Genomic DNA, 25,133 nt, shown 5'->3' on the forward strand with positions numbered 1-25,133 from the left:
GTTACTGTCCTCCTGTAGCTAAAGTCATGATATGTTCCTGTGTCGCATGTTCGCGGTCCAATTCACCGGTAATCTTGCCCTCGTGAACGACAAGAATGCGATCGCTCATGCCGAGCACTTCAGGCAGCTCCGAGGAGACCATAATGATCGCCACGCCGCGTTCCGTCAGCTCATTCATCAGCTGATAAATTTCCCTCTTCGCCCCGACGTCCACACCGCGTGTTGGCTCATCCAGAATGAGGACGCTTGGGCCAATGCCAATCCATTTAGCGATAACAACCTTCTGCTGGTTGCCGCCCGACAGATTACGTGCGGCCGTCTCCGACGTATGCATCTTGATCTGCAGCCGTTTCGTTAGCGTATCAACAAATTCCTGTTCCTTCTTCCCGGAGATAAACCCTTTAGAAGAAAAGCTGAACAAGTTGGTCAAAGCCATATTTTCACGTACTGAGAAATCCAGTACCAATCCTTCATCTTTACGGTCTTCCGTAATAAATCCAATGCCATGCTTAACGGCATCATCGGGTTTCTTGATGGCAACCTTTTTGCCCCGAACCCATACCTCGCCGCTGTCCAGCGGGTCAAGGCCAAAGATCGCTCTCATCATTTCTGTGCGTCCTGCACCCATCAGTCCGGATATACCGACGATTTCTCCCGCGTGAACGGAAAAGCTTACGTCCTTAAATCGATCTTTACCGGAGATATTCTTCACTTCGAGCACGACGTCTCCGATATTCGGATGACGCGCCGGATAACGTTCGGTGAGCTCCCGTCCGACCATTTTCTTGACGACTTCATCAAAGTTCGTCTCTGAAATCGCTTTCGTATCCACCGTTTTACCGTCCCGCATGACCGTAATCCGGTCGCAGATAGCAAAGATTTCTTCCATCCGGTGTGAGATATACACGATAGATACGCCTTCTCTTTTCAATGAAGTGATCACTTCAAACAGCTTCTGAATTTCACGCTCGGTCAAAGCAGCCGTCGGCTCGTCCATAATAATAACTTTAGCGTCTGTCATCAGTGCCTTGGCGATTTCAATCATCTGCTTCTGGCCGACGGAACATTCCCCCGCCTCCTGCACCAGCGGGATCGTAACAGACAGTTTATTGAACTGTTCCTTCGCTAACGCTTTCATCTGTTTCATGTTGAGGAATCCGAATTTCGATGTCATTTCCTTGCCGATAAACAAGTTGTCCAGAACGGTCATCTCTGGCCAAATGTTCAGCTCCTGGTGGATAAAAGCAACGCCTCTCTCTTCCGCTTCCTTCGGACTTCCGAAATACGTTTCCTGCCCATCGATAACAATCGTTCCCTCATCCCGGTTGTGAAGGCCGGTCAATATATTCATCAGTGTCGACTTTCCTGCGCCGTTCTCACCCATTAATGCATGAACTTCTCCTTCACGGAGATCAAAATCCACGCCTGTCAAAACACGGTTCGTACCAAAGGATTTATGAATGTTTTTCATCTCGATGTTCATTATGCTTTCCTCCTTTTCAGCCGAAATTGACGCCTGCCTGCAAGATGCAATTCGCGTACGGCTTTGCTTCTCCCGTACGGATCACAGCCTTGGCATTTCGAGTTAGCTCCTTGAACTGCTCATGTGAGCAAGCTTCTATCGTACAATCTTTAAACTGATCATTTATATATTGCAGTGTTTCCATATTTTCCGCTTTGATTTCTTCCGCAATAATTACTTTCTCTATAACCATATCCTCAGCAATCGCATCAACCACATCACGGAAGCTTGGCTGTCCTAACGTTAGCGCAAGGTCAATCTTCAGAACCCCTGGAGGGATCGGAAGGCCAACGTCTCCAACAACGATCGTATCGGTATGTCCCAGATCCGCCAGTACTTTTGCGATGTGACTGTTTAGCATGCCACTCTTTTTCATATTAAAGACTCCCTTCAACTTCACTGCGTGTCGGCATACCGCCCTGTGCTCCGAATTTCATGACGGACAAGGAAGCTGCCCGGTTGGCAAATTTCAAGCTGTTCTGCAGACTCATTCCTTCTGCTAGTGCCACAGCAAATGCTCCGTTGAATGTATCTCCTGCTCCAGTTGTATCTACTGCTTCAACTTTATATCCTGGCACCAAAACTTCCTGTGTCCCATCGAAATACCGAACCCCATTCTTCCCTTCGGTTACGAACAGCTTGTTCGGATACCGACGCAGCACCTCACCCAGCTGCTCGTCTCCAAATAGAATGGCTGCTTCATGTTCATTTGGCGTAATGTAAGCAGCCTTCTCAACCACCACCTGGGGTACTGGACGGGCAGGTGCGGGATTCAGCATGAGCGGAACGTTATATTTCGCACATAGTTCACTGACATGAATGACCGTCTCCTCCGGAATTTCTTGTTGAATCAGAACGATATCCGATGCCTTGATGACATCTACTGCTCGGTCCACATACGCCGGTGTGACCCGGTCATTGGCCGCTTTGACAACAACAATACTGTTATCCCCTTCAGCCAAAACGATATGGGCTGTTCCCGTTTCCATACCTGTAACCGGTTCCACATTGTCTGTAATAACACCGTTCGACTTATAATTGCTCAGGAGCAATTGCCCGAAATGATCATCACCGACACACCCGATCATTGAAACCTCTGCGCCAAGTCTGGCAGCAGCGACTGCCTGATTGGCGCCTTTACCTCCGGGAACCGTCTTAAAACTCTCACCGAGCACCGTTTCTCCTGCTCCCGGACGTTTCGATGTAGTTACTACCAAATCCATCGCAGTGCTTCCTACTACCGTTATTTTAGCCATCATGATCCACCTTTCTCGTTGTCTGACGTTCTATAAATTTCACGGAATATTGTATACTGTTACGCTCTACATGATGTCCTTCAATCAATTGAATGAGCAAATCTGCTGCTTCCCGGCCCATTTCATAAGCGGGCTGATGAATCGTAGAAAGAGATGGAGCAAGCAGCTTGCTTAATGGAATATCGTCAAAACCGATGATCTGCACATCTTCCGGCACCCTTTTCCCCAACCGATGCGCTTCCTGCAGCACAGCGGATGCAACCATATCATTACTCGCTATAATGCCGTCGGTGTCCGGGTACTTGTAAAACAATTCCTTGGCCCAATCTTCTGCTTCGGTTAAAGAAAAGGATGTCGTCAGGAGCACCTCATAGGGAATGTTCAGCTCTTGAAGAATCTCGACCGCTCCTTCAAAACGGTCTATAGCGGGCCGTACATGTGCCGGACCTTGCAGTACGGTAATCTGCTTGCTGCCGCGCCGAACCATCTCCCGGGCGGCTATTCTTCCACCTTCCCGACCATCTGCGTAAACGGATGGGCGGTCATTGGAGGTTCTGTCCAAAAATACAACTGGAATGTTCAGTCCTGCGTAAATGTCTGCATCGGGATCATTTGTGGATGAAATCACACCGACAACATTGTTCTGAATAAAGGTCTGGATGTAATCCATTTCCTTTTGCCGGCTCTCATCACTGTTTCCGAAGATCAATCGGTAATCATTCTCCTGCATCTGGTCTTCAACACCACGGGCCAGCTGTGGAAAATATGGATTCGTAATGTCCGGAAGCAATAATCCGATCAATTTCGATTTTCTTTTATATAAGGAACGAGCTACTTCATTCGGTGTGTAATTCAGCTGGCGAATCGCATCTTCAACTTTTCGGCGGGTGTCTTCATGGACATAACCATTTTGATTCAAAACCCTTGAAACTGTTGCAACAGAAACACCCGCTGTCATTGCCACTTCTTTAATTGTCGCCATCTCAATTCACCTCATTCATGTGTAACCGGTTACAGGTATACCATAACATATCATTTTTATGTCTGCAAGCGTTTTTATGATGGAAATTGGAGGGATACTGTCACGATCGCTGGCTGCATCAATGATCAAACATAGGTGATAAGTAATGTTGTATGTAATACAACACTACATGAGCAGAATATCTATATCTACTGATATTCGGTCAGGCCCCCGAATATTGGACACTTTGTAAAGGAACTTGTAGTGAACGCACTATACCGCGATTTTAAACGCGTTCACTTCATTTTTCTTAAGTTTTTCAGCGAATTCGACAGGCGAGTACCCATACAAGCTCATATGGATTCTTCGATTATTGTAGAAGTCCATGAATCGGTCCAGCACCATAAATGCTTCTTGAAAGTCCGTAAAAATATGGCGCTTAAAACACTCCCGTTCTAAGATGCTGTGAAACGACTCAATGAACGCGTTCTTGTTTGGGCTGCGATTCGGTGTACGTTCATGAATAATAAATTCTTTGTGTGTCTCGAAGAACTTTCCAAATTTGTGACTCTTAAACTGAGGGCCATTATCCGTTCGGATTACTAACTCTTTCTCTTGAGAGAAGATATTTCGTTTGATTAATGCTTTATAAAGCGTATCAACAAGACTTTTTGTAAGGCACTCCTTGCCGCGATACTGCCCCACTACGTTGCGGTCGTATACATCGATAATACTTGCCGTATAGAAGTAACGCTGTAGGCCAGCAATATAGCCGTATTTAACGTCCATCTGCCACAACTGGTTCGGACCGGTTACTTCCATATTGTTAGCTAGACGGCGTGGATAGGCCGCTTTCTGCTCTTTAGGTTTGCCTAGAATATCGAGTTCTTTACAAAGTCGGTATACCTTTTTCTTGTTGATCTTAATAGCGTGCCGTCTACGTAACACAAGAGTGATTTTTCGATATCCGTAAGCAGATTCTTCACCTTCAAGAAGTTTTAAGATTATCTGTTTAATTCGTCCATCACTTACTTTTTTGCCGTTAAACGTGACGGAATAACCTGGCTTTGGGCGCCCAGATTTATTTGATTGTTTTGAATTGGTAGTGGTCTTACGTTGATAATAGTAAGTAGACCGAGGCACATTACACAGCTTCAGGATCTTGCTTACCGGATAACCTTTTAGGATCCATTGCCGGGCCACTTCCATTGGATGTGTGGATGAGTTTTTTTTACAAGGTCTCGGAGGATGGCTATCTCCAGTTCTTTTTCCCCAATTAACTTGGTGGCTTGTTCATACTTTTCTTTCCAATCACCTGTAGTTTGAGGTTGAACTTCAAGTCTGTCCATGTTCTTCTTTCTACTCATCGTCATCTCCACCTCATCTCGATATTGTTTAACCCATTTATATAATGAGTAAGGGGAGAGGCCATGTTTTCGTGCTGTTAGTGCTACATTCCCCCGTTCAAGTGCTTCTTCGACGACCTGTATCCGCAGCTCGTCGAACTTACTATGTTGTACTCTCATAGTGACTGCCTCCAGATAAATTAATTGTATATTATTTATTCTGAAAGTGTCCAAGTTGATTAGGGGGCTTTATAGATATTGTTGTAGATTATACAACAACCCCTTCTGGAAAGAGGTAAATAAACGATTTCCGATTCCTATTGTTGTACTGCATGCAACAATCCTCCCTTCGCCTCTACATCTTGGAATATGGTTGCACTTTATACAATATTCACTGAATTTTACTGGATTATATGAGTAGTCACATTGCTACAAATATTTAAAGTCATAAATTTTGTTATCCCCCCAAAAAAAGAACGATAAAACGCTGATAGATCAACATTTTATCGTTCTTTATAAGGAATCAAACCTAGTGCACTACAGGATGATTTTTTAAATCCAAAGGCTCAGCAAAGGAAACATCCTTCAGTATTTCATGATTTCTTTCCTGCTGATCTGCACGTGCTTGAGACCAGGAAGCATCGATCTCCTTGATTGTATTGTTTTGACCGTCACGCAGGGTTACCTTTAATGTGCGGTCAGTCTGCGTTATCACTAGCTCCGAACCAGGGATAACTTCCATCTCAACGATTTCAAAAGGAGAAATATCAATAGTCGCTGTAAACGACGCGTCCTTGAACTGATAACGATATTCCTTGGTAGAATCGGCATGATAACTTGCTGTAATGAGGCCATTGCCTACTTTTATCATATAATCAAGATCCTTAATCTCTTCTGGAATCCGCGGAGCAAAAGTCAGTGTATTGTTAATCAGATCCGGACGAACGCCCAAGAAGTATTGGTACCATACCCGCAACTGCTCAGCATTTGACCATGCTTGAAGGTACGCACCTGTCAGCTTCGCCCAGTTCTCACCTTCTTGAGGATAGGCATCCATGTTTTCACAAAGTCCACCAACAACCCCTTTATTCAGCGCCATCCAGTTCATGTTCTTAAAGAGTTGATAGGCTGTTTCTTGTGCTCCTACCTCAATCATACGCTGCATCGCGATTCCGTTCAGCCAAATCCATACAGCACCGTTATGATAAGCCGCATCTTTATGATAATGATGAGTTAAATGGAACGGATGAAACAACGGATGATTCCGGTCCAGAGATGCTACTCCCCAAGGATATACAAGCTCTTCCCAAGCTGTACGTATGGCCTGGCAAGCAAATTCCTGATCATCAAACATGTCAAAAGCAAAAAGCTGATTAGGCCGCAATGAGAATTCCGGCTTCCCTTCTTTATCCAGTCTGTCAGCCAGATAAGAATGCTGTGAATCCCGGTAATCCTTCTCAAAATTCATCTTCAATTGTTCTGCAATGCGCTTCCATTGCTCTGCATTTACTTGATCATTCATATATTCAGCAAAGTAAACACCGGCAAGCAGTTGATTGTACCATAACGCCTGAATATCATTGGCGCGTGTATCCCGAGGAGAATAGGACTTTAATTCGCTATCCCTGGCATCCATCCAGGTTTCATTGTCAGCGTGCATCAGGTACCCCTTCTCGTCCATCCAGTGATCAATGGATCCTTGGATACTATTAATGACCGCAGGATACAGCTCTTTTATGATTTCAGTATCACCGGAATATTTAACATAATCCTGCAGCTGGATAATAAAGCGCGGTGTCCCGTCTGTTGTATGGTAATCGATATTTTCAGGAGCAAGAATATTAGGTATTCTGCCAAAAAATTTAGAATCCTTATCCGTATTCTGAAATTTAGCAAAGGAAAGCAAAATATTTCTCGCCGTTTCAAATTGCCCGCTAACTAAAACAGCCCCCGGCATCGAGATGAATTGATCCCGTCCCCAATATTCATTAAACCAAGGGAGTCCGGCATAGATACCGTCTCCTTGCTGTCTAGTTACTAGCTGATCCATCGTAATGTTCATCCAACGATGAGCCAGTTCCAGAGTTTCATCCGTGCTCCGCATATACGTATTCTGGAGAAGTAGATTTTCCATGCGCCGGACTCGTTCAACCTTAAGCGGATCGACCTGCTTCATTGTGTCCTGCAAAAGAGCTACAGCTTCTGCTGCCGTTTTGCCAGCAGCGATGTAGAAGCCTTCATCCTTCGCATCCGCATAGATGATCTGCCCCTTCATAGTAATAGGCTGAAGCTGCTTGGAGCCAACAGCAATAACCCAGCCTTCTGTTAAAGACGAGAAGATAACGATATGGCCCTCTTGACCAACCACCTTCACATTCTCTCCTAAGAGCTCAATACCGATCTGCTGTTGTACACCCGTAAGGCTTACTTCTAGCACATTTTTATAATCCAACATCCAGAGCTCTTCTGTCAGTTGACCATGTTCACGCATCATTTTATATGGGTAAACGCACACTTTGGAATTTTGATTATCCAGCTTATTGCTGCCGTCATATAAATGATAGCCTTGAAAAATTCTGTTTTTCGCAATGTTTAATCCTGCAAAATAAGCATGCTCCGGATGATTGGTCAGATGAGATTGCGTAAAATAAAAAGCTGCTTCCTTATTGGTAAAGGAAATGCTTCGATTATCATCTCTTGCTACGAACGTTTTCATTTCATTTAAAATCGATTTCTCTTTGACATTCATCATTGCTAACCTCCCTGATTGGAAAATGCGGCTCATCCGTTCATGTCCGCCCTTTCGTTCTAAATAACCGTCTGTTTACAACAACTACAGCGCGTATACTCTTGCTTCATAAGGCTGCAGCGTACTTATGTTATTGTGATCTGCATAGTTGGACAGCAGTAATGTCGCATCCGCCAAGTTCAGTAGATCAGCATCTTTACCAAGCTTTGCAACCGTGTCGGTCAAGTTGGTGATGACAACAACTTTCTGGTCATCTAAAGTTCGGGTATAAGCGTAAATCGCCGGATGATCCGGCATAATCAGATCATAGTTACCATAAGTGAAAATATGGTTGTCCTTCTTCATTCGGATCATCTTCTTATAAAAGCCCAGAACAGAATGTTCCTTTTGAAGCTGATCCTGAACGTTGATATCCTTATAATTTTCGTTCACACCAAGCCAAGGCTTGCCTGTCGTAAAACCTGCATTTTCTTCAGATGACCACTGCATTGGCGTTCTTGAGTTATCACGACTTGATGCCCAAATAATCTTCATGATGTCTTCGTGAGGAACACCTTCCTCCCGTTTTTGCCGGTACATATTACGGTCTGCTACATCATCATACTCTTCAATGGTGTTAAATTTAACGTTTGTCATTCCAATCTCTTGCCCCTGATATATAAAAGGAGTCCCTTGCATAAGGAAGTACATTGCAGCTAAAGCAGTTGCACTCTCATACCAGTACACGCCATCATTTCCCCAAGTGGACACTGTGCGCGGCTTATCGTGATTCTCAATAAACAGGGCATTCCAGCCGATGCCTTCCAGAGATTTTTGCCATTTTGTTAATGTGTTCTTAAGTCCTAGAATATCCAGCTGATTTCCTGTGTCGGTCTGTGTCCAAAGTCCAAGATGTTCGAACTGAAACACCATATTGAACTTTCCTTTAGTTTCACAGATCCAATCCAGAAGATCTCCCTGATCTTCAACGTTGACTCCGTTGGCTTCCCCAACGGTCATAATGTCATACTTGGCAAACGTTTCTTCTTTTAATTCCTGCAGATAGGTCTGCACACCCTTAACGTTCATATGCTTCTGGAATGAAGGTACGTATTTTAAACCCAAAGGATTATCCATATCCATGAGCCCATCTTCCTTATGAATATGACTGATGGCATCTACACGGAAACCGTCTATTCCTTTATCCAGCCACCAGTTTATCATCTGATAAATGGATTGCCGAACTTCCCGATTTGCCCAGTTGAGATCAGGCTGTTTTTCTGAGAATATGTGAAGATAGTATTGTTCTGTTGTTTCGTCATACTTCCAAGCAGAACCACTGAAAATACTCTCCCAGTTATTAGGTTCTTCACCCTTTTTACCATCTCTCCAGATGTACCAATCCCTCTTCGGATTTTTTTTAGAAGAACGAGATTCCACAAACCACCGATGTTCATCACTCGTATGATTAATGACAAGATCAATGATGAGCTTCATTCCTCTGTTGTGAACCTCATCCAGCAATAGATCAAAATCCTCCATCGTTCCGAATTCATCCATGATGTCCTGATAGTCGCTAATATCATAGCCATTATCATCATTTGGAGATTTGTACATCGGACAAATCCAGATGACATCGATACCAAGATCCTTTATATAATCAAGCTTGGATATCATGCCTTGCAGATCGCCAATACCGTCCCCATTGGAATCCATAAAGCTTCTAGGATAAACTTGATACGCTACGGCTTCTTTCCACCATTTTTGTTGCATTATCTCTCAAAACCTTTCCAATACATTTCTCGAACATCACTTCGAATTCGGATTATTCTTCCGATCGCTGTTGTCCCCAGATTTCTATTATATATTTTGGCTCAAATCCAAAATCAGTACTTGCATAAAGCAATGAAGCCGCTACGTGGATGGATCGTTCTTACGATCGCTGTTGTCCCCAAATTTCTTATGAATCAACTTTTAATGTGGATGAAATTCGGGGACAGTGTATGCTTCCGAAGCGAGCTTTCCTGTGGAAAGCTTTCGGGCGAACGCTTCGCTTCTTCAGATCGATTCCATCCCCTCCGCTACTTTGCTTTTTATGTTAAGAACTGATTATAAGATTGAGCCTATATTTTTATACTATTGTTGAAATCCAGGTACAGCATATGCTTCCGAAGCGAGCTTTCCTGCGGAAAGCTTTCGGGCGAACGCTGTGTTTCTCCAGAATAATTCCGCCTTCTCCGTTGAAGTTCTTCTATTTTTTAATATTAAAGGGGCTGCACCCGTGACACACAAAGTGCAGCCCCAAAATTATAATTTTATTCTCAATAACAGTATGCTCTATTCCTTAACTGAACCAACTACGATCCCTGAAACAAAATACTTTTGCATGAAAGGATAAATCAACAGCAAGGGCAACGTAGAAACAACGATTTTGGCGGAATTCAAGGTCCTATCCGAGATTTTTGCATATTCAGCCAACTTCGCTGGATCCGTTATGTTCTGAACTTCCACACTTAATTGTTGGATATAGGTCTGTAACGGATAATTCGACGTTTTGTTGATATACACCAATGCACTGAAGTAATCATTCCAATGACCGACTATGGTGAACAACATGACCGTGGCAAGCGTAGGCAATACCACTGGTAAATAAATAGCTGATAATATTCTCCACTGTGAGGCTCCGTCAATCTTAGCAGCTTCCTCCAAAGATTTTGGAACGGCTCGGAATGCGTTCATAAGTAAGATCATATTACCAATAGGTACAGCCCCCGGCAAAATCAAAGCCCAGATGGAATCGAGCAGATTAAGCTCTTTTACCACCATATATGTTGGGATGAGTCCACCAGAAAACAACATGGCAAAAATAACGACATTCATGTACACTTTTTGCCCACGGAATTGTTTTGAGCTTTTGGATAATGGGTAGGCCATAAGGATCATCAGTGTCATATTGACACCCAGACCCAGTACCACCCTTTCCACTGAGATCATAAATGATCTCCAAAACTGAGAATCTGACAACAGTTTTTCATATGAGCTAAATGTGAAATTCACCGGGAAAATACCGACTAAGTTTGCGGATGCGGCTGCATTATCACTTAAAGAAATAGCTACCATATTAAGTAATGGAAAGAGACAGGATAAAGTAAGCGCCAATAATACGATCCAGATGATGGCGTCTGCAAAGCGGCTTTTAACACTATGAATTGTAATGAGAGACACCACCTAAATTAGAAAATACGATAATCTGTCAGCTTTTGAGCCAACTTATTCGCAGATAAAATCAAGATAATTCCGACAACGGAACGTAAGAGACCAACTGCTGTTCCCAGACTATATTGTCTTTCTACCAGACCTACCCGGTACACATACGTGTCAATGATGTCGGCAGTCTCGTAAACCAAAGGATTATAAAGATTAAAAATTTGGTCAAAACCAGCGTTCAATACATTCGGCAGATTTAAAGTTGTAACAAGTAGAATCGTAGGCAATAAGCCGGGCAACGTGATATACCATAGCTGTTTGAATCGATTTGCTCCATCAATGGATGCTGCTTCGTACTGCCCCGGATCAATCGAGGTCAGAGAGGCCAGATAGATGATGGATCCATATCCGAATCCCTTCCACACATCGGACACCACCAACATCGATCTAAACCATTCATTACTAGCCATAAATAAAATCGGATCTATACCAAACCATCCTAATATTGCGTTAATCGGACCTTCATAAGAGAAGATGTTCATCACTACAGTAGCTAGTACGGCCCATGACAAGAAGTTAGGCAAATACACTACGGTTTGCATGAACCGCTTGGCAAATTTCACACGAATTTCATTCAAGAGCAATGCAAAAGTAATAGAAACGAAAGTACCCACTACAATTTTCCATACAGCAATGACAATCGTATTGATGAAAATTTGTTTACTGTCTGGAATTTGCAACATGAACTTAAAATTTTCTAATCCCACCCATTCAGAACCTTTGATCCCTTTAGCTGGAACGTAATCTTGAAAAGCCATCACGATGCCAAACATAGGGATGAATGAGAAAATAATCAGGAATATCATACCTACTCCAAGCATGGAGTGAAACGCTAACTGATCTTTTTTATTCTTCATAAAGAACCATCTCTTTCACCATCATTTCGAGGCAATCGCTTCGTTAACTTCCTCCGTAATTAAATCGCCGCCCGTTTTCTTCCAACTATCGACAAATTTATCGAAATCATCAGGAGTCTGCTCTCCAGTAATAATCTTCAGATACATTTCAAGCTCCATTTTCATTAACGTAGGCCATTTCAAAGACATGGATTTCGTACTTCCGAAGAAAATTGGATTCACTTCTTTAGTATTGGAGTTTTGGACCAATTTAGCTGTAGCAATATTGGATGTATATCCTGCCCATGCATTGGAATCTACTGCATTTCCATTCTTGGAATCATCCAAATATTTTTTGTATGCTTTATAAGCAGCTTTATCCGAATTGCTGGTTAATTTGCTATCATCGCCTGTTGCTAGTGCGTCTTCCATAATTCCAACATTGCGGTAAAATGCATCATAATAGTCAATGTTGACTGCAAGTGGAGATCCACCAACACTATAAGTGCTGTAATCCTCAAATTCCTTTAAAGTGGCTTCGTCCTTTTCCTGATACCGCTGAAAGTCGAACTGAAGGCTAGCGATTTTAATAGCGGCTTCCGGATGGCTGAACCCTTTGCGAACAACCAGATAACTGCTAGTAGGTTTTCCAGTGAACATCGTTACCGAACCGTCTTCCGATTGTGGAGCAACGTAAGGAACCCACTCTGCATCCGGATTTAGCTTGAGAGAATCAGCCACTGTCCAACTACCCCACCAGTTGTCCAAGAACGATCCGCTTTTTCCGCTAGTAAGCAGCGCCTTACGGTCATCACTTGTACGAACAGCAAACTGACGATCAATGAGTCCTTTTTTATACATGGCCGCTACTTTCGTAAGGGCAGGCTTCATTTCAGGCTGTATGGAACCGTATACTGCTTTTCCACTTCCATCATCAATCCATTGTTTCGGGAATGCTCCATATAATGCGAATATGTTATTGATTTCATATTGTCCACCAGAAATTCCGACAGGTTGTTCATTATCAACAACAAGACCAATCGTCTTTCCAGCGCCATTTCCACCAGGATCTTTTTCTACAAATTGGGTTAAAATGTGTTCAATATCCTCTATTGTTTTAGGTTCTGAAAGCTCTAATTTATCCATCCAGTCTTTACGTAACCACAGGACACCTGGACCATGAGAAATTTCAGTGGTTGGCAAAGCCATCAGCTTATCGTCAAACTTTGCAGTATCCAGAACACGGCCATCATAAGAGTCATAGATTTCCTTGATTCGGTCACTAGCTGTGTTTTCATATGCAGATGTAAGATCCTCAATTAGATCATTTTCGTAAAGTTGTACCAATGTTTCACGATCAGGAACCACCATAATATCGGGAATCTCACCGCTTACGATGGCCATCGAAACTTTTTGCTGATAATCTGTACCGTCATTTGCCTCAAATGAAATCTCATTTTGCACGTTAAGTTTGTTCTTAAGGTATCTTGTCCATACATTGTTTATAGCATTGTCGCTCTCATATGGCGTACCTTTAAGCGAAGTATAATTGCCTGCCGTTTGACCTACGGAATAGGTAACGGTTTCAGGATATGGAGCAAAAGGAGTCGTCTTGGCTTCCTTCCACGCCGGGTCATTCATATCAATAGCGGATTCTTCTGCAGGTGCGTTGTCAGTTTTTGAACAACCAACCGTAGCAAGAACCAAGAGAAATGCTAATGCAATAAAGCTAGACTTTCTTAGTTTAGACATAACAAAATCCCCTTTAAGTGATTTACTATTTAGTGGTAACGATTTCAAAACGCCGGCTTGTTTCAAAATAGATACCCTATTACACTTTTATACGTCTCTAATTCTAATGTTTTTGCTTCACGATCGTATATATGAATAATTTGTGCTTTACACAAATTTTTTACTCAGTTTAACAATGACAGCTCCTTCTATTTCATTCGTTTTGAAAAGGCTTATAATAAACTATGATTAATAACGTTTGAAAAGAGGATACGAATGCTAACCATTTTAATTGCAGATGATCAACAGGAAGAAAGAGAAGGCATCGCTTTTCTCATACAAGAGCTTGGATTTCCTCTTAAAATTGAGTTTGCAGAAAACGGAAAAAAAGCGCTCGAGTTCTTGCGCCATCAGTCTGTCGATATATTGTTTACCGATGTTCGAATGCCACTTATGGATGGATTACAGCTTACCAAACAGGCCCTACAGCTTCAACCCCATTTGAAGATTATCCTATTTAGTGGTTTCGCAGAATTTGAATATGCTAAAACCGCCATCTCCCTGGGCGTATCTGACTACCTTCTCAAGCCAATCAATGTAGATGCATTTCAAGATACAATGGAAAAAGTCATCCATAAAATAACGGAACAAAAGCAAGTAGACGAAGCAACGAATATGTCACAAACCTATGTCAAAAAACATGTACTGTTCACTCTGGTTAACGGTGTTGGAGAACCACCTTCCTTGAAGGGGGTTTCATTGGATCTGCCGGATGTTTACCATAGAATGCTGTTGCTTGAATTTGAAAAAAACTTCTTTGAACATGTCGGACCGGAGTTCGAAAGTTTTGTCCTTTCTCTATTGGGAACGCCGGCTGAATATATAAATTTGAATGGATATCAAAGTCTGCTGCTATTTCCCGAAGCTAAGGTGCCTTCCCGCTTTTCCTATCGTGAAATGGCAGGACTCATTCATGAAAGCATTCTAGATAGATTTAATTTGATCTGCTACGTAGCAGTTAACGAGAGTCCCATTACTATTAAAGATCTGGCTACAGGGCTTAACCAATTAGAGCAGTTAATGGAGTACAGATTTTTCTCACCGGACCATTTTGTGTTTGAGGAAAATGACGACAACTTTTATTACTCCAATGAAACTGAATTATCTGATAGCGCTATTTTGGATACTATTCGGACGAATATTAAAAACCGGGATATATTCGGTCTTAAGGCAAACACAGAAATTCTTTATCAAAAATATGCAAAACAAGTGCAGTTTTCTCAGCTGTATGTGAAGTATATGTTTTCTAATCTCTATCAAGAAATTGTAACTCACCATATGGATGTTTCCGAAATGGAGCTGAACCACGGAATTGAGAAAATTTGCAGAGCTGAAGATATTAGAGATATAAAAAAGATTATTAATGAGTACGTCTTGCGGCTTGAGGAGGAATTTACCGACTCCGAATCCTCTTTTAATCGAGATATTGCTTACATTAAAAAATATATCGAAGATCACTATGCTGACGACCTGAGTCTGGATTCTCTTGCTGCCAAAGTATATTTATCACCCCATTACCTCAGTTCTATTTTCAAGAAGAATATGGGTTGTGGTTTGAACAAATTCATTAAAAACGTACGAATGCAGAAGGCGAAGGAGCTGTTAACAAGTACTCATCTCAAAGTTTCAGATATATCCACCGCTGTTGGATATCGAGATGTATCTTATTTTTGCCAAAACTATAGAGATTTCTATGGGCGTACTCCAGAAAAATTCCGGCAATTCATTGTAACAGGAGAAAGAGTATGAGAGTATGGCAAGCGCAAAAACAACGCATTCGCGATCTGAAATTTCAAACCAAAATCAAGCTTGCTTTTCTGCTAATCAGCTTGATCCCTGTTATTGTTTTGGGAGGATTTTGTTTTTATGAAACCAAGTCTCTCTTGTTGAAGCAGTCAGAAGCTGATATGAATGCAAATCTGAAGCAAAGTGTTCAATCTGTAAACAATCAACTGAATACCTACAATAAAATAATTACATTTTTGAGCTTTAATCAAGAAATCATTAATGCCGCTAGTCATACGTATGACAGTGCTTATGACATGTATGATCAGTTAAAAAATGTGATTGATCAGAATTTTTTCACAGCCCGTTTTCTGAATACAGAAATAGAACGAATCACTCTGTATACGGGAACCAATCTACCTAAACATGGAAACACAGTTATACCTATTGAAGAGATCACAAACACTTATTGGTACCCACAAGTCATGAAAACAACGGATATCCTTTGGTTCTTTGAGGAAAATACAATTTTCAGCGTTGGACGCATTTTTAACACAAAACAAAAAGATCCAAAAGATAATATTTTGTTTACACAAGTAGACTATGCTTCCCTGTTTAAATCCTTTGAGTCCTTACAATCCAATGGAGCAGAGATCCTCGTAACGGACTCTAACGGAAATTCTGTCTATTCATCGGAAGGGCTTAAGGGATATACCGATATTAATATCGCTAATAAAGCAGTTGATGAGTTAAGTTGGGATGGAAAGAAATACACGGTTTTGCAATCTATGATTCCAACCTCTGGGTGGGATGTGTTTTTATATAAGCCTATAAATCTCATTACGGACTCTGCTTGGTTGATCATTTTGACTATTGTGCTAATTATGATAGCCTGTATTATTGTCGTTGCTGTGACAGGCACTTTTTTTGCAAGAAAAATGATGTCCCGAATTGATCATCTGCATAAAAATATGAAACAAGTTGGAAAAGGCGTATTGGAGGTTACGGTCTCAAGCGAATCTAAAGATGAAATCGGAGACTTAATCAGAGGTTTTGGTAATATGGTGGAAGAAACCAAAATTCTTATTAAAAAAGTGTATGTTGAGGAAATAGCGCGTAAAGAGTATGAAATGAAGGCTCTTCAGGCTCAGATCAATCCCCATTTCCTTTACAACTCCCTCTCTCTTATTAATTGGCGGGCCATTCGGATCCGTGCGACAGATATCAGTGAAATGGCTCAGCTGTTGTCCACGTTTTATCGAACGACCCTTAATAAGGGCGACAATATGATCTTAGTCTCGGACGAAATTCTTAATATACAATCGTACATGAGTATTCAGCTCATCATGCACAGCAATAACTTCGATGTGGAATATCAAATCGATGATGAGATTCTTTCTTGCCACATGCCTAACTTAATGCTTCAACCTCTGATTGAAAATGCCATTATTCACGGGATTGAAAACAGAGAAGAAGGTGGTGGAAAAATCAGTGTTTCAGCAAAACGGGAAGATCAGTGCATTGTTTTTCAGATTAATGACAATGGGATCGGAATTCCGCCAGAGCGACTTCCTCATTTATTAGTAACGAAATCCAAAGGCTATGGACTCAAAAATGTACATGACCGGGCTAAGTTGATGTATGGACCAGAGTATGGGTTGACCATAAACAGTATTGTTGAAGTTGGAACTCAAGTGACGTTGAGAATTCCTATGGAGAAATAGAGACGCTACGAGTACGAATCGTTCCTGCGATCGCTTAAACATCACTACGAATGCATTAAGCCTAAACATCACTACGAATGCGGATTATTCTTCCGATCGCTCTTACCCCCAGATTTCTTTGAAGTATTTATACCATTGTTGAAATCTGGGGATAAAGGCGAACGCTCCGCTTCTCCAGAATAATTCCGCCTTCTCCGTTGAAGAGAGCGTTTTGAAGAAGTCTGGGACGGAAAGTATCCGCTCCATCGTTCGTTCCTGGCGGAACAATTGGGAGGAGCTGGCGACATTTTTAAGTATCCACCCGAATTTCGCAAGCTTATCTACACTACCAATATGATCGAAAGCTACCACCGACAGTTACGCAAGGTGACGAAGGGTAAGAGCATTTTTCCCACGGACGAATCCCTGCTTAAAATGCTCTATCTGGCAACGATGGATGTAACTCGAAAATGGACTGGCCGTGTTCAGAACTGGGGCCAGATGTTGCTACAGTTCTCGGTAATTTTTCCGGATCGAGTTGGCCACCACTTACGCTGATTCCCCCTCGGGGGAATTCCTTGGCAAAGAGTTTACACAAAATTATTGACAGACCCCCTTTTTTTTAGTTACATATCAGGTAACATTGATAATTTAACTGAGTTACTAAAGTATTAAGAAATTCCCATTTATGTTTCAATCACTTTCTGAGATTAATCTCTTTTTTTCGACTGTATTATAAAAATAATAATCATCAATATTAAACCAACTACCGATAAATTTGCTGGCATTTTTGAATAGTCCTCAGCCTCATTTATGTAATATATTAAGCCTATGCCGATAATTGTACATAATGCTATTAAAATATAGGGATTTGTTGCGGAGATAAGAACCTTCTTATACACTTTGGACATTATGTTCTTCTGAGATTCCGCTGGATGGTTATTTCTTTCGTTGTTACATATTTCCAATATTCTCTTTAAAGAGTCTATTTTACTTGTATGTTCAATTTCAAATTCACACTTCGTGTTTTGAATAAGTTGTAAACCCTCCGCAAATAGATATGTTTTTTTTATGTTATCAATTAACTCTACTACGATGTCTTTTTTATCATGTTTCAGAAAATTAATTAGATCAACAACGATTACTTTCTTGATGTCTCTGATTAGATTTATATTAAGTTCAGAGCTGTTAAATATAAAAACATTATTCACATTGCTCTCTAGCGCATTTAAATAGCGTATTAAGCTTCTATTTATCATCCTAATTTTCGCTCTACTTTTGTTTTCTTTCACGTACTCACCTAAAATATCAAAATAAATATATAATCTCTCATTTAACTCTTTTGATGAAATGATATCTCTTTCTAAAAGAAAGATTAAAATAACTGATACAATAAAAGATGCAATGGCCACAACAAAAAAGATTGACGCATACCCAAGATTAAAAAAAGCAAAAATTATCATAAGAAAAATTGATATTAAACTAAAAATTAAAAGACATAATCCCATATAAAGGAAATAGACATTTTGAGATATGAAAGACTCAATACTAGCCTTCTCTTTAAAACTTAGAATCTTATTTCTGTACCTTTGTTCATTTTTTATCATTCTTCACCTCTTGGAATTTTAGAGACTTTTGAAGGATATCTACATGGTAAATAACCCTTTTGATAATCTTAACTTCAAATAATCATCGAATTGTTCCAAACAAGACTAAAGTTATAGGTATGTTGTACCATATATCCCTGAATTATCTAGTCTATTGATGCAAGAACTAATGTTCGAATATGATTATAATAACACAATATTTCACAACATTTATCAGTAATTATGAAAAGTTTTTTCTCGTTGATTTAGAAAACTTTTTAAAGAATTATGACACCAGACAAGTTATTCTTTCTTTTGAGCGAAACCCATCTGCACAGGAATAATTTAACCAACCGTCAAAGAACATACTTCAAGTATGTATCATCTATAATCATAATTCTCGAACAAGTTTTATCAATAATTGAAGCCTCTCCCTTAATTCAAAGAAAAAAAGACCAGTTTAATCAAGGATTTGATTAAACTGGTCTTTTAAATTGTCTCATTTAAACGATATAAAAAGTCTCAAGTATTAATATAATCATTCTCAACTATAACCATTACTCACATCAAATTTGTGTGATGTCATAATTAGTGAGAAGGCAGCAGTAAAAAGTCTTATATTAGGAGGATCGAACTCCTGACTCTTCGCTGCCTGTAATGGGTCATATAGACAATCTATATTCGCACCGCTTCGTCTTATAAAACTCATGATACAACTTCATGAGCGCCCTCTTCTCAATTCGGACACATAACTCCACGAGATACCCAATTCCTTCGCAATCTCCCTCTGCGTTCGCTCTTCCCCACCCGCTTCCAAGCCGAAACGTCCAACAACTACCTCTTTTTCCCGATCATCCAATATCTCCAGTTTCTGATATATCTTACTCTTCTCGATCTTCAATTGCACCTTCTCAACGACATCATCCGCTTCGGAACCGAGAATATCGAGCAGCGTAATTTCGCTCCCTTCCTAATCCGTCCTAATCGGATATGCAAGGAGACATCCTTAAGAGTTTTTTCAAACTGCGAAGGTGCATAAGTATTTCGTTCTCGATACATCATGCCGCGAATGTCGCTAATTTGGTGTCTTTGTTCTGCTGTAAGCTCTGACGTTACAATTGCGCAAAAAACACACTATTTTCAGGAATGATCCGAAAACAGTGTGTTTTAGGAGAAATGCTCATTTAACAAGGTAGATGGCTCTCACCAAAGTGTGAAATTTTCCTTTATTCGGGATCAAGCTCTATGAATGAAAAGAAGTAGCTTATACTTTTGACCCTCATCGCATCGTTAAAAAAAATAAAGGAGATAGGGATACATTAATAACAGTTGCTAACACTTATAATGCTGAAGTCGCTGATTTCAAGTAAAGAATTTGGCGTTTGGCCTCCTGAAATGTCCTCCCTAAAGGGGCAGCAGTTCTTTTGTCGTCTCACAAATCACATTGTTTTATTCATTTTCAATAGATAACCTGCGGAATGCTTTGTTTGGAACTCTAATCAAATTGTATTTTTCAGCAGGTAACTTGCTTATAGCCTGACGTGTATCGCTATCTTTCACTGTAATTCCAACAATAACCTGACTATTCTTTAATTTTATAATATAATCAAAAAACTTCTCCATATCATTAATAACAATACTATGTTGTGCAGGTTCATCAAAAATTAGTACCCCTGGATGATTCCCAGATTTATCATTGGATGTTTGGAGCAATGCTAGTACGAATGCCCATATCGCTCTTATATTGTCACTCGCTGATGAATCAAACTTCATATCGAATCCTTCAATTACAGGGAGATATGATTCTAATGAGATCTCAACTTGATTTATGTTGAGTATACTTTTATATCCAAATTGTGTTAGGTTGCTAATGAAATGGTTTCTTAATGTTCTGATTTTTTCTTCATCCAAATCAGAGAACTTCTTTTTAGGAAGGGTTGATTTGTCTTTTAAATAGTCCTTCCATGCATCCGATAACTCCTTTAACTTGAGTTTTTGATTATTGAAAAACTCGGATAATCTATCAAGACTATTTATTTCAGAATCAAGTTGTAATCTCTTATGAATAATTGTTTCAGATATGTTATCATTTATGGAGTAAAGGTCATTGCGTAAAGACTTGGCTAGGCTACGGAGTGTAAATAGGCTATTCTCAAGTTGTGTTATTTTCTCCTGTATCTTCTCCTTATTTCTTCTGTGGCTGCTTTGTGCAAATTCAAGCATTTCTTTCTGAGCATTTAAGTGTCTGATATTTTCATCAACACTCATGACCTGTATATGACTAGAATCTGGAATTAATGTATCCTGAATAGCTTGATTACATACAGGACAGGTATCCTTTGAAGTAGCTAAATTTAGCTCTGAACCAAGATTTCGTAATCTAGCTGCGTCTTTATTGTTTCTAATATCAGTATCAATAATCTCAAGATTATTAGTTAATTTATCAATGCTACTATTTTCTGAATAAAGAAAACTCCTGTGTTTATAAAGTTCTCTCTCAAATTCTTCTATAGAAGTCTCAGTAGCATTTAGTTCTGTTTGAATTTCGTCAAAATTATCTATAATTTTGGGTTTCAAAACTGTCAATTGATTATACTGTTCTTTGATGTCTTCAATATACTCAATTATGCTATCATTGTCTTTATGAATACTTATTTTTGAAAAGTCTTCTTCTGATAGTATCTTTGGAGTTAGTGGAAGCCCTTGAGGGGTACAAGATTCCCTATTTGCAAGAACAATTAATTCTTTAATTAAGGAATCCCATTCATGCTTTATGCTACTATCCATTGTTCGTAAGTAATCTTTTTTCTTTTCATTTTCCAAGGTATCGAGACGCATAATAAACTCTAATACGCGCTTCTTAGACTCTCTAATGCCTAGAACGGGCATTCCTGATAAAATATCAGCCCACCCATGTTTCTGTTCAATAAACATTCCAGCAAAAATCAATTGCAAATATAGTTTTCTTGTTCCATCATCAGAAGCTGGCACTAAAGGTAACTCAATATGCAAAAATGCCTCTAAATAGCTGTGAAATCCTTTTTTATTAACCGCTGAATTAGGCATGTGTACATACATATCTTCGGATAATTTATTGGGATCTCCAATTTCATCGATTCCACAGTGATAGACTGTGATTAATCTATTATCTCTACTCTCCATTTTTGCTGCACGATATATGGTAATTGTTTCTTTCCCATTAGATATCTCCGAATAAGCTCCTGACTCAAGAACAGGCCAGATGCTTTCTCCCTCTTCTATAGAGGTTTTATATACTGATGTAAGTACTTTTTCACCTTTACCCCCAATTATCTCTTCAAATCCAAGGCAATAGTATATAGCAGCTATTATAGAGCTTTTTCCACAAGTGTTGTCTTCACTGGCAATAAAATTTAATCCCTCAGTGAATGTATTATCGAACCCATAAACACCATTACTCGTCTTAATCTCGATTTTTAACCTTTTAATCCTCAGCACTGGAATACCTCCAAAGAGAAGTAAGAGCTTTTATTTTTCCCTCTGTCAGCATAGTTGACAATGAGAACAAATATCGCTTTTCATCACTCATTAACTGCGCATCTTTTATGATTCGTTTCACATAGGTCTTACCTATTTTTGTTAATCTAAACAAACCATTTTGTTGTTGAAAGATTAGACCATCGGCTGTTGCATACCGTATAGCATGATTAACTGCTGGATCAAATCTAACAACGGTGTAACTTGTTAGCCTATCGTAAGCCAAATCCTTTAACATTTCCATATCCTGCTTCGTACTAAGGCCTATTGAAATCATGTGTAGTTTTAATAATGAACAGCCTCCACGACAACATATTTCAATTATTAAGCAAAGTTGGGCCATCTTATAGCTTATCCTATAATTATAGGGTACTGCGTCTGGTTTGGCTTCAAATAGTATTTCATCTGCTATTAAATAACTATTATCCATTGTTTACTTTGTTCACCTACCTCTAAATTGCATTGAGCAATCAGCAAGCCAGCCACTAATAAGGTCTATCTTTAGCTCCATTACTGACGCCAGTGTCAGATATTTAAATTGCTGTTCTAGCTTATTTTGAAAATCGTCAAGTATTTCATTAAAAAGCTGTGAATTTATTGAACTATTTGTATTCATTTTAGTCTTTAATGATACTTGCTTCTTATATGATTGCTCCAACATATATATATCCTCATAAACCTCGGAATAAGAAACTCGCAGTACTCTCAGAATTTCAATCCCCTTTATGTATGAATTTATATACATGTTAACAAGATCATTATAATCTTCATCAGAGTCATCAATGTCTCCCATAACTGCTTTAACCTTTCTTTTAATGTTGTTTGCTTTCTCTGAATCACATTGCGACCAATCAGGAGTAGTTGTATGATAGATAGCAAAATTAAGCTGCACGTCCGTCAAAGTTGTTCTAATTATTCTGGATATTTCAACTTTAAAATCTTCAGCCTGTTTAATGACAACAATAAAATCGTCATCAATGTAATCATAGTTACTAGGATCAGATTTCTTCAAGGAGAGTACTTCTTTGCGTTTAGTCTCTGCATGTGAAATAATTCTCGAGTCTCTATACTGGGGAATAACAAAATGCCATTCTTTTATCTTAGGAACCCCTAGTTCTTTTAATCTTCCAGCATATTTAAGCGATGTTAGTTTATTTATATCTTTGGTCATTTTGTTTCTTAAATGACCATATAACTCATCATCACTATACTCACGTTCAGGGCAGTAACATTGATAAACTCTACCTAGACGTGTAAAACCTTCTATTCCAGCATCACCGCCATGAACTGCAGGTATCTCTGTGAAATGCTCATCTTGAAATTTCATTCTATAACATGAATTTATTAAACTTTCCCAAGAATTACCATCTAACGGAGTGTCTATAAAATTAAGAATCATTAAACTACCCCACCTAATAACTTAATGGATATTGAGCTTCTTTCATCAGCGTATTGATATAGAACATTAATATCAACAATAAAAGTATCGAAGGAACTAAGATAACGAACTTCTGCCAATTGAAAACTCAAAAACACTTTAACAACGATTACTTCTTTATCAATAAAAAACAGCTGATCATTTTTACGAGGAAGTGTAGTAGGCATAATATCAGCTCCTCACTTAAAACTAGCAAAAACCGTTCCTTTAAATCCTCATATTACCATTGCTAGTACAAAAGTACAATCGTAGTATGAGCAAAAAGTTCTATCTCAATTCACTAGGATCGATGCTCGATTAGCACATTTCGGGAGCCCAGATTGTCTTCGGTCATCCTTTCCAGATGCTTCGCCTCCTCCTCCGTCAAGGCTGGGAAAAAACATTTTTACATAAAAGACTAATAAAATGATCTGCTGGACAAACAGGGCAACCGCACTGAACATTCCGGGTAAGGATGACACTTTCTGATGGATTGGGTAATGTTTGCTACAGTCTGTTCATTTTATGTGGGCATAGGCCCACTGTGTCTGTACTGAAAAAAAGAAACCGGGCAATTTGAAATGCACGCGGCCTCTATTTGTTTGAGTATTCAATTATAGAAAAATCCTTTAAATATCCTTCTTCTCTAAATAATATTTGGAAAGTACAAGTATCGATTCGTTTTGCAGAAGATTTCGGTGTTTCTCGCTTGTGCTTAAGAAAAAACGAGATAAAAAACATTCGTATATCCCAAACATAAAACATCCAAATACAACATAAAGGATACATTGAACTAAATTTAGGCTCGAAGAAAAAACAAACGTAACAGTACCTAGCAGGGTCAGTGTACAGACATACCAGCCTAGCAACCTAAAGACTACCCTAAGCGAGCGATACAAGATAGTTTTTGCCAATATGAGTTGCAAGTTTGATCGGTCAGAAGTATTGGGACTCAAAATGTTTGCCCATCGGTAATAGACAATCCATTTATTTCTATAGTCTACAGTCTCCCAATCAACTTTCATTTGGAGATGCAACTTTCTATCTATTAATGCAACTAACTTTTTGATTTCATTATACACATCTTTTAGTTTTTGTTTCTTATGCATATCCAACGAATTCGCATCTGCTGAATCAAGGTCTGAGCCTAGCGCCTCAGCTTTGGTACTCGTTTCACAATCATCCTTGCTATCAAATTTATGCTTCTCGGAGAATACAAGCCCGGAAATATAACAAACGATAACAACCAAAAGAATAATTAGGCTCTTATGAGAGACAATAGCTTGAATGAAGGGCTGCGATGTATCTGCCAACAGCAGTAGTTTTACTGGAAGCAGAGTAGAAAGAAATTGTATAGCTTCCATAGGAAGAAGCAAGACCGTTGTCAGCCAAAGGAATATCCAAAAGGTAACACCCGGAATAAATATTCCGATAAAATCATAAATGTAATCCAGCACTTTTTCCATAGTTCGTAATATC

Annotated in this window: 21 protein-coding genes and 1 pseudogene; 3 read left to right on the forward strand and 19 right to left on the reverse strand. The window is 39.7% G+C overall.

Going from position 1 to position 25,133, the window contains the following annotated elements:
• Nucleotide 1: 1 nt before the first annotated feature.
• From B9N86_RS25720 to B9N86_RS25770, 11 genes are all read right to left on the reverse strand, one after another.
• The gene (locus tag B9N86_RS25720; protein WP_208915920.1) at nt 2-1,483 is read right to left on the reverse strand and encodes a sugar ABC transporter ATP-binding protein; all 1,482 of its coding nucleotides are present in this window, start codon (nt 1,481-1,483) and stop codon (nt 2-4) included.
• 16 nt (nt 1,484-1,499) lie between these two features.
• Complete coding sequence (gene rbsD / locus B9N86_RS25725) at nt 1,500-1,898, reverse strand: D-ribose pyranase (protein ID WP_208915921.1); 399 nt, start codon at nt 1,896-1,898, stop codon at nt 1,500-1,502.
• Between the two features lies 1 nt (nt 1,899).
• Nucleotides 1,900-2,778: a ribokinase gene (rbsK, locus tag B9N86_RS25730; protein WP_208920760.1), complete on the reverse strand. Its 879-nt coding sequence runs from the start codon at nt 2,776-2,778 to the stop codon at nt 1,900-1,902.
• Complete coding sequence (locus B9N86_RS25735) at nt 2,771-3,760, reverse strand: LacI family DNA-binding transcriptional regulator (protein WP_208915922.1); 990 nt, start codon at nt 3,758-3,760, stop codon at nt 2,771-2,773. The genes rbsK and B9N86_RS25735 overlap by 8 nt, the downstream gene beginning before the upstream one ends.
• A gap of 252 nt (nt 3,761-4,012) precedes the next feature.
• On the reverse strand, nt 4,013-4,942 hold the full coding sequence (locus B9N86_RS25740; RefSeq protein WP_208915516.1) for an IS3 family transposase: 930 nt from the start codon (nt 4,940-4,942) through the stop codon (nt 4,013-4,015).
• Nucleotides 4,921-5,265: a transposase gene (locus tag B9N86_RS25745; RefSeq protein ID WP_208915517.1), complete on the reverse strand. Its 345-nt coding sequence runs from the start codon at nt 5,263-5,265 to the stop codon at nt 4,921-4,923. The genes B9N86_RS25740 and B9N86_RS25745 overlap by 22 nt, the downstream gene beginning before the upstream one ends.
• Nucleotides 5,266-5,614: 349 nt before the next feature.
• Complete coding sequence (locus B9N86_RS25750) at nt 5,615-7,837, reverse strand: amylo-alpha-1,6-glucosidase (RefSeq protein ID WP_208915923.1); 2,223 nt, start codon at nt 7,835-7,837, stop codon at nt 5,615-5,617.
• 81 nt (nt 7,838-7,918) lie between these two features.
• Nucleotides 7,919-9,586: a glycoside hydrolase family 13 protein gene (locus tag B9N86_RS25755; RefSeq protein WP_208915924.1), complete on the reverse strand. Its 1,668-nt coding sequence runs from the start codon at nt 9,584-9,586 to the stop codon at nt 7,919-7,921.
• Between the two features lie 564 nt (nt 9,587-10,150).
• Nucleotides 10,151-11,029 (reverse strand): carbohydrate ABC transporter permease, encoded by an 879-nt coding sequence (locus B9N86_RS25760; RefSeq protein WP_208920762.1) that lies wholly within the window; start codon nt 11,027-11,029, stop codon nt 10,151-10,153.
• Between the two features lie 17 nt (nt 11,030-11,046).
• The gene (locus tag B9N86_RS25765) at nt 11,047-11,937 is read right to left on the reverse strand and encodes an ABC transporter permease (protein ID WP_208915925.1); all 891 of its coding nucleotides are present in this window, start codon (nt 11,935-11,937) and stop codon (nt 11,047-11,049) included.
• Nucleotides 11,938-11,958: 21 nt separating this feature from the next.
• Nucleotides 11,959-13,668: a type 2 periplasmic-binding domain-containing protein gene (locus tag B9N86_RS25770; protein ID WP_208915926.1), complete on the reverse strand. Its 1,710-nt coding sequence runs from the start codon at nt 13,666-13,668 to the stop codon at nt 11,959-11,961.
• A gap of 255 nt (nt 13,669-13,923) precedes the next feature.
• On the opposite strand from B9N86_RS25770, the gene B9N86_RS25775 reads away from it, so the two are divergent.
• Together B9N86_RS25775 and B9N86_RS25780 are read left to right on the forward strand one after the other, a co-directional pair.
• On the forward strand, nt 13,924-15,456 hold the full coding sequence (locus tag B9N86_RS25775) for a response regulator transcription factor (RefSeq protein WP_208915927.1): 1,533 nt from the start codon (nt 13,924-13,926) through the stop codon (nt 15,454-15,456).
• Nucleotides 15,453-17,156 carry a sensor histidine kinase gene (locus B9N86_RS25780; protein WP_208915928.1) on the forward strand — a complete coding sequence of 568 codons (1,704 nt, stop codon included), beginning with the start codon at nt 15,453-15,455 and terminating at the stop codon, nt 17,154-17,156. Before B9N86_RS25775 ends, B9N86_RS25780 begins: the two co-directional genes overlap by 4 nt.
• A 102-nt stretch (nt 17,157-17,258) precedes the next feature.
• On the opposite strand, the gene B9N86_RS31050 is transcribed toward B9N86_RS25780, so the two are convergent.
• Nucleotides 17,259-17,507 (reverse strand): hypothetical protein, encoded by a 249-nt coding sequence (locus B9N86_RS31050; protein ID WP_208921001.1) that lies wholly within the window; start codon nt 17,505-17,507, stop codon nt 17,259-17,261.
• Here B9N86_RS31050 and B9N86_RS25790 point away from each other — a divergent pair.
• On the forward strand, nt 17,412-17,693 hold the full coding sequence (locus B9N86_RS25790) for a transposase (RefSeq protein ID WP_425298623.1): 282 nt from the start codon (nt 17,412-17,414) through the stop codon (nt 17,691-17,693). The two genes, B9N86_RS31050 and B9N86_RS25790, sit on opposite strands and share 96 nt — an antisense overlap.
• 152 nt (nt 17,694-17,845) lie before the next feature.
• Here B9N86_RS25790 and B9N86_RS25795 read toward each other — a convergent pair whose 3' ends face one another.
• The 7 genes and pseudogenes from B9N86_RS25795 to B9N86_RS25825 all read right to left on the reverse strand — a co-directional run bounded on the left by B9N86_RS25795 (nt 17,846) and on the right by B9N86_RS25825 (nt 25,120).
• Nucleotides 17,846-18,742, reverse strand: coding sequence for a hypothetical protein (locus B9N86_RS25795; RefSeq protein ID WP_208915929.1), 897 nt, complete (start codon nt 18,740-18,742; stop codon nt 17,846-17,848).
• Between the two features lie 641 nt (nt 18,743-19,383).
• Nucleotides 19,384-19,830, reverse strand: a pseudogene (locus tag B9N86_RS25800) (sigma-70 family RNA polymerase sigma factor); the annotation flags it as partial.
• A gap of 340 nt (nt 19,831-20,170) precedes the next feature.
• Complete coding sequence (locus tag B9N86_RS25805) at nt 20,171-22,198, reverse strand: hypothetical protein (RefSeq protein ID WP_208915930.1); 2,028 nt, start codon at nt 22,196-22,198, stop codon at nt 20,171-20,173.
• Nucleotides 22,185-22,667: a hypothetical protein gene (locus B9N86_RS25810; RefSeq protein WP_208915931.1), complete on the reverse strand. Its 483-nt coding sequence runs from the start codon at nt 22,665-22,667 to the stop codon at nt 22,185-22,187. Before B9N86_RS25810 ends, B9N86_RS25805 begins: the two co-directional genes overlap by 14 nt.
• Nucleotides 22,668-22,679: 12 nt before the next feature.
• A complete protein-coding gene (locus tag B9N86_RS25815; RefSeq protein ID WP_208915932.1) occupies nt 22,680-23,636 on the reverse strand; it encodes a hypothetical protein in 957 nt (318 codons plus the stop codon).
• On the reverse strand, nt 23,636-23,842 hold the full coding sequence (locus tag B9N86_RS25820) for a hypothetical protein (RefSeq protein ID WP_208915933.1): 207 nt from the start codon (nt 23,840-23,842) through the stop codon (nt 23,636-23,638). Before B9N86_RS25820 ends, B9N86_RS25815 begins: the two co-directional genes overlap by 1 nt.
• A gap of 441 nt (nt 23,843-24,283) precedes the next feature.
• Complete coding sequence (locus tag B9N86_RS25825; protein ID WP_208915934.1) at nt 24,284-25,120, reverse strand: hypothetical protein; 837 nt, start codon at nt 25,118-25,120, stop codon at nt 24,284-24,286.
• Nucleotides 25,121-25,133 lie beyond the last annotated feature (13 nt).

This window comes from Paenibacillus uliginis N3/975 (assembly GCF_900177425.1).
GTDB lineage: Bacteria > Bacillota > Bacilli > Paenibacillales > Paenibacillaceae > Paenibacillus_AQ > Paenibacillus_AQ uliginis.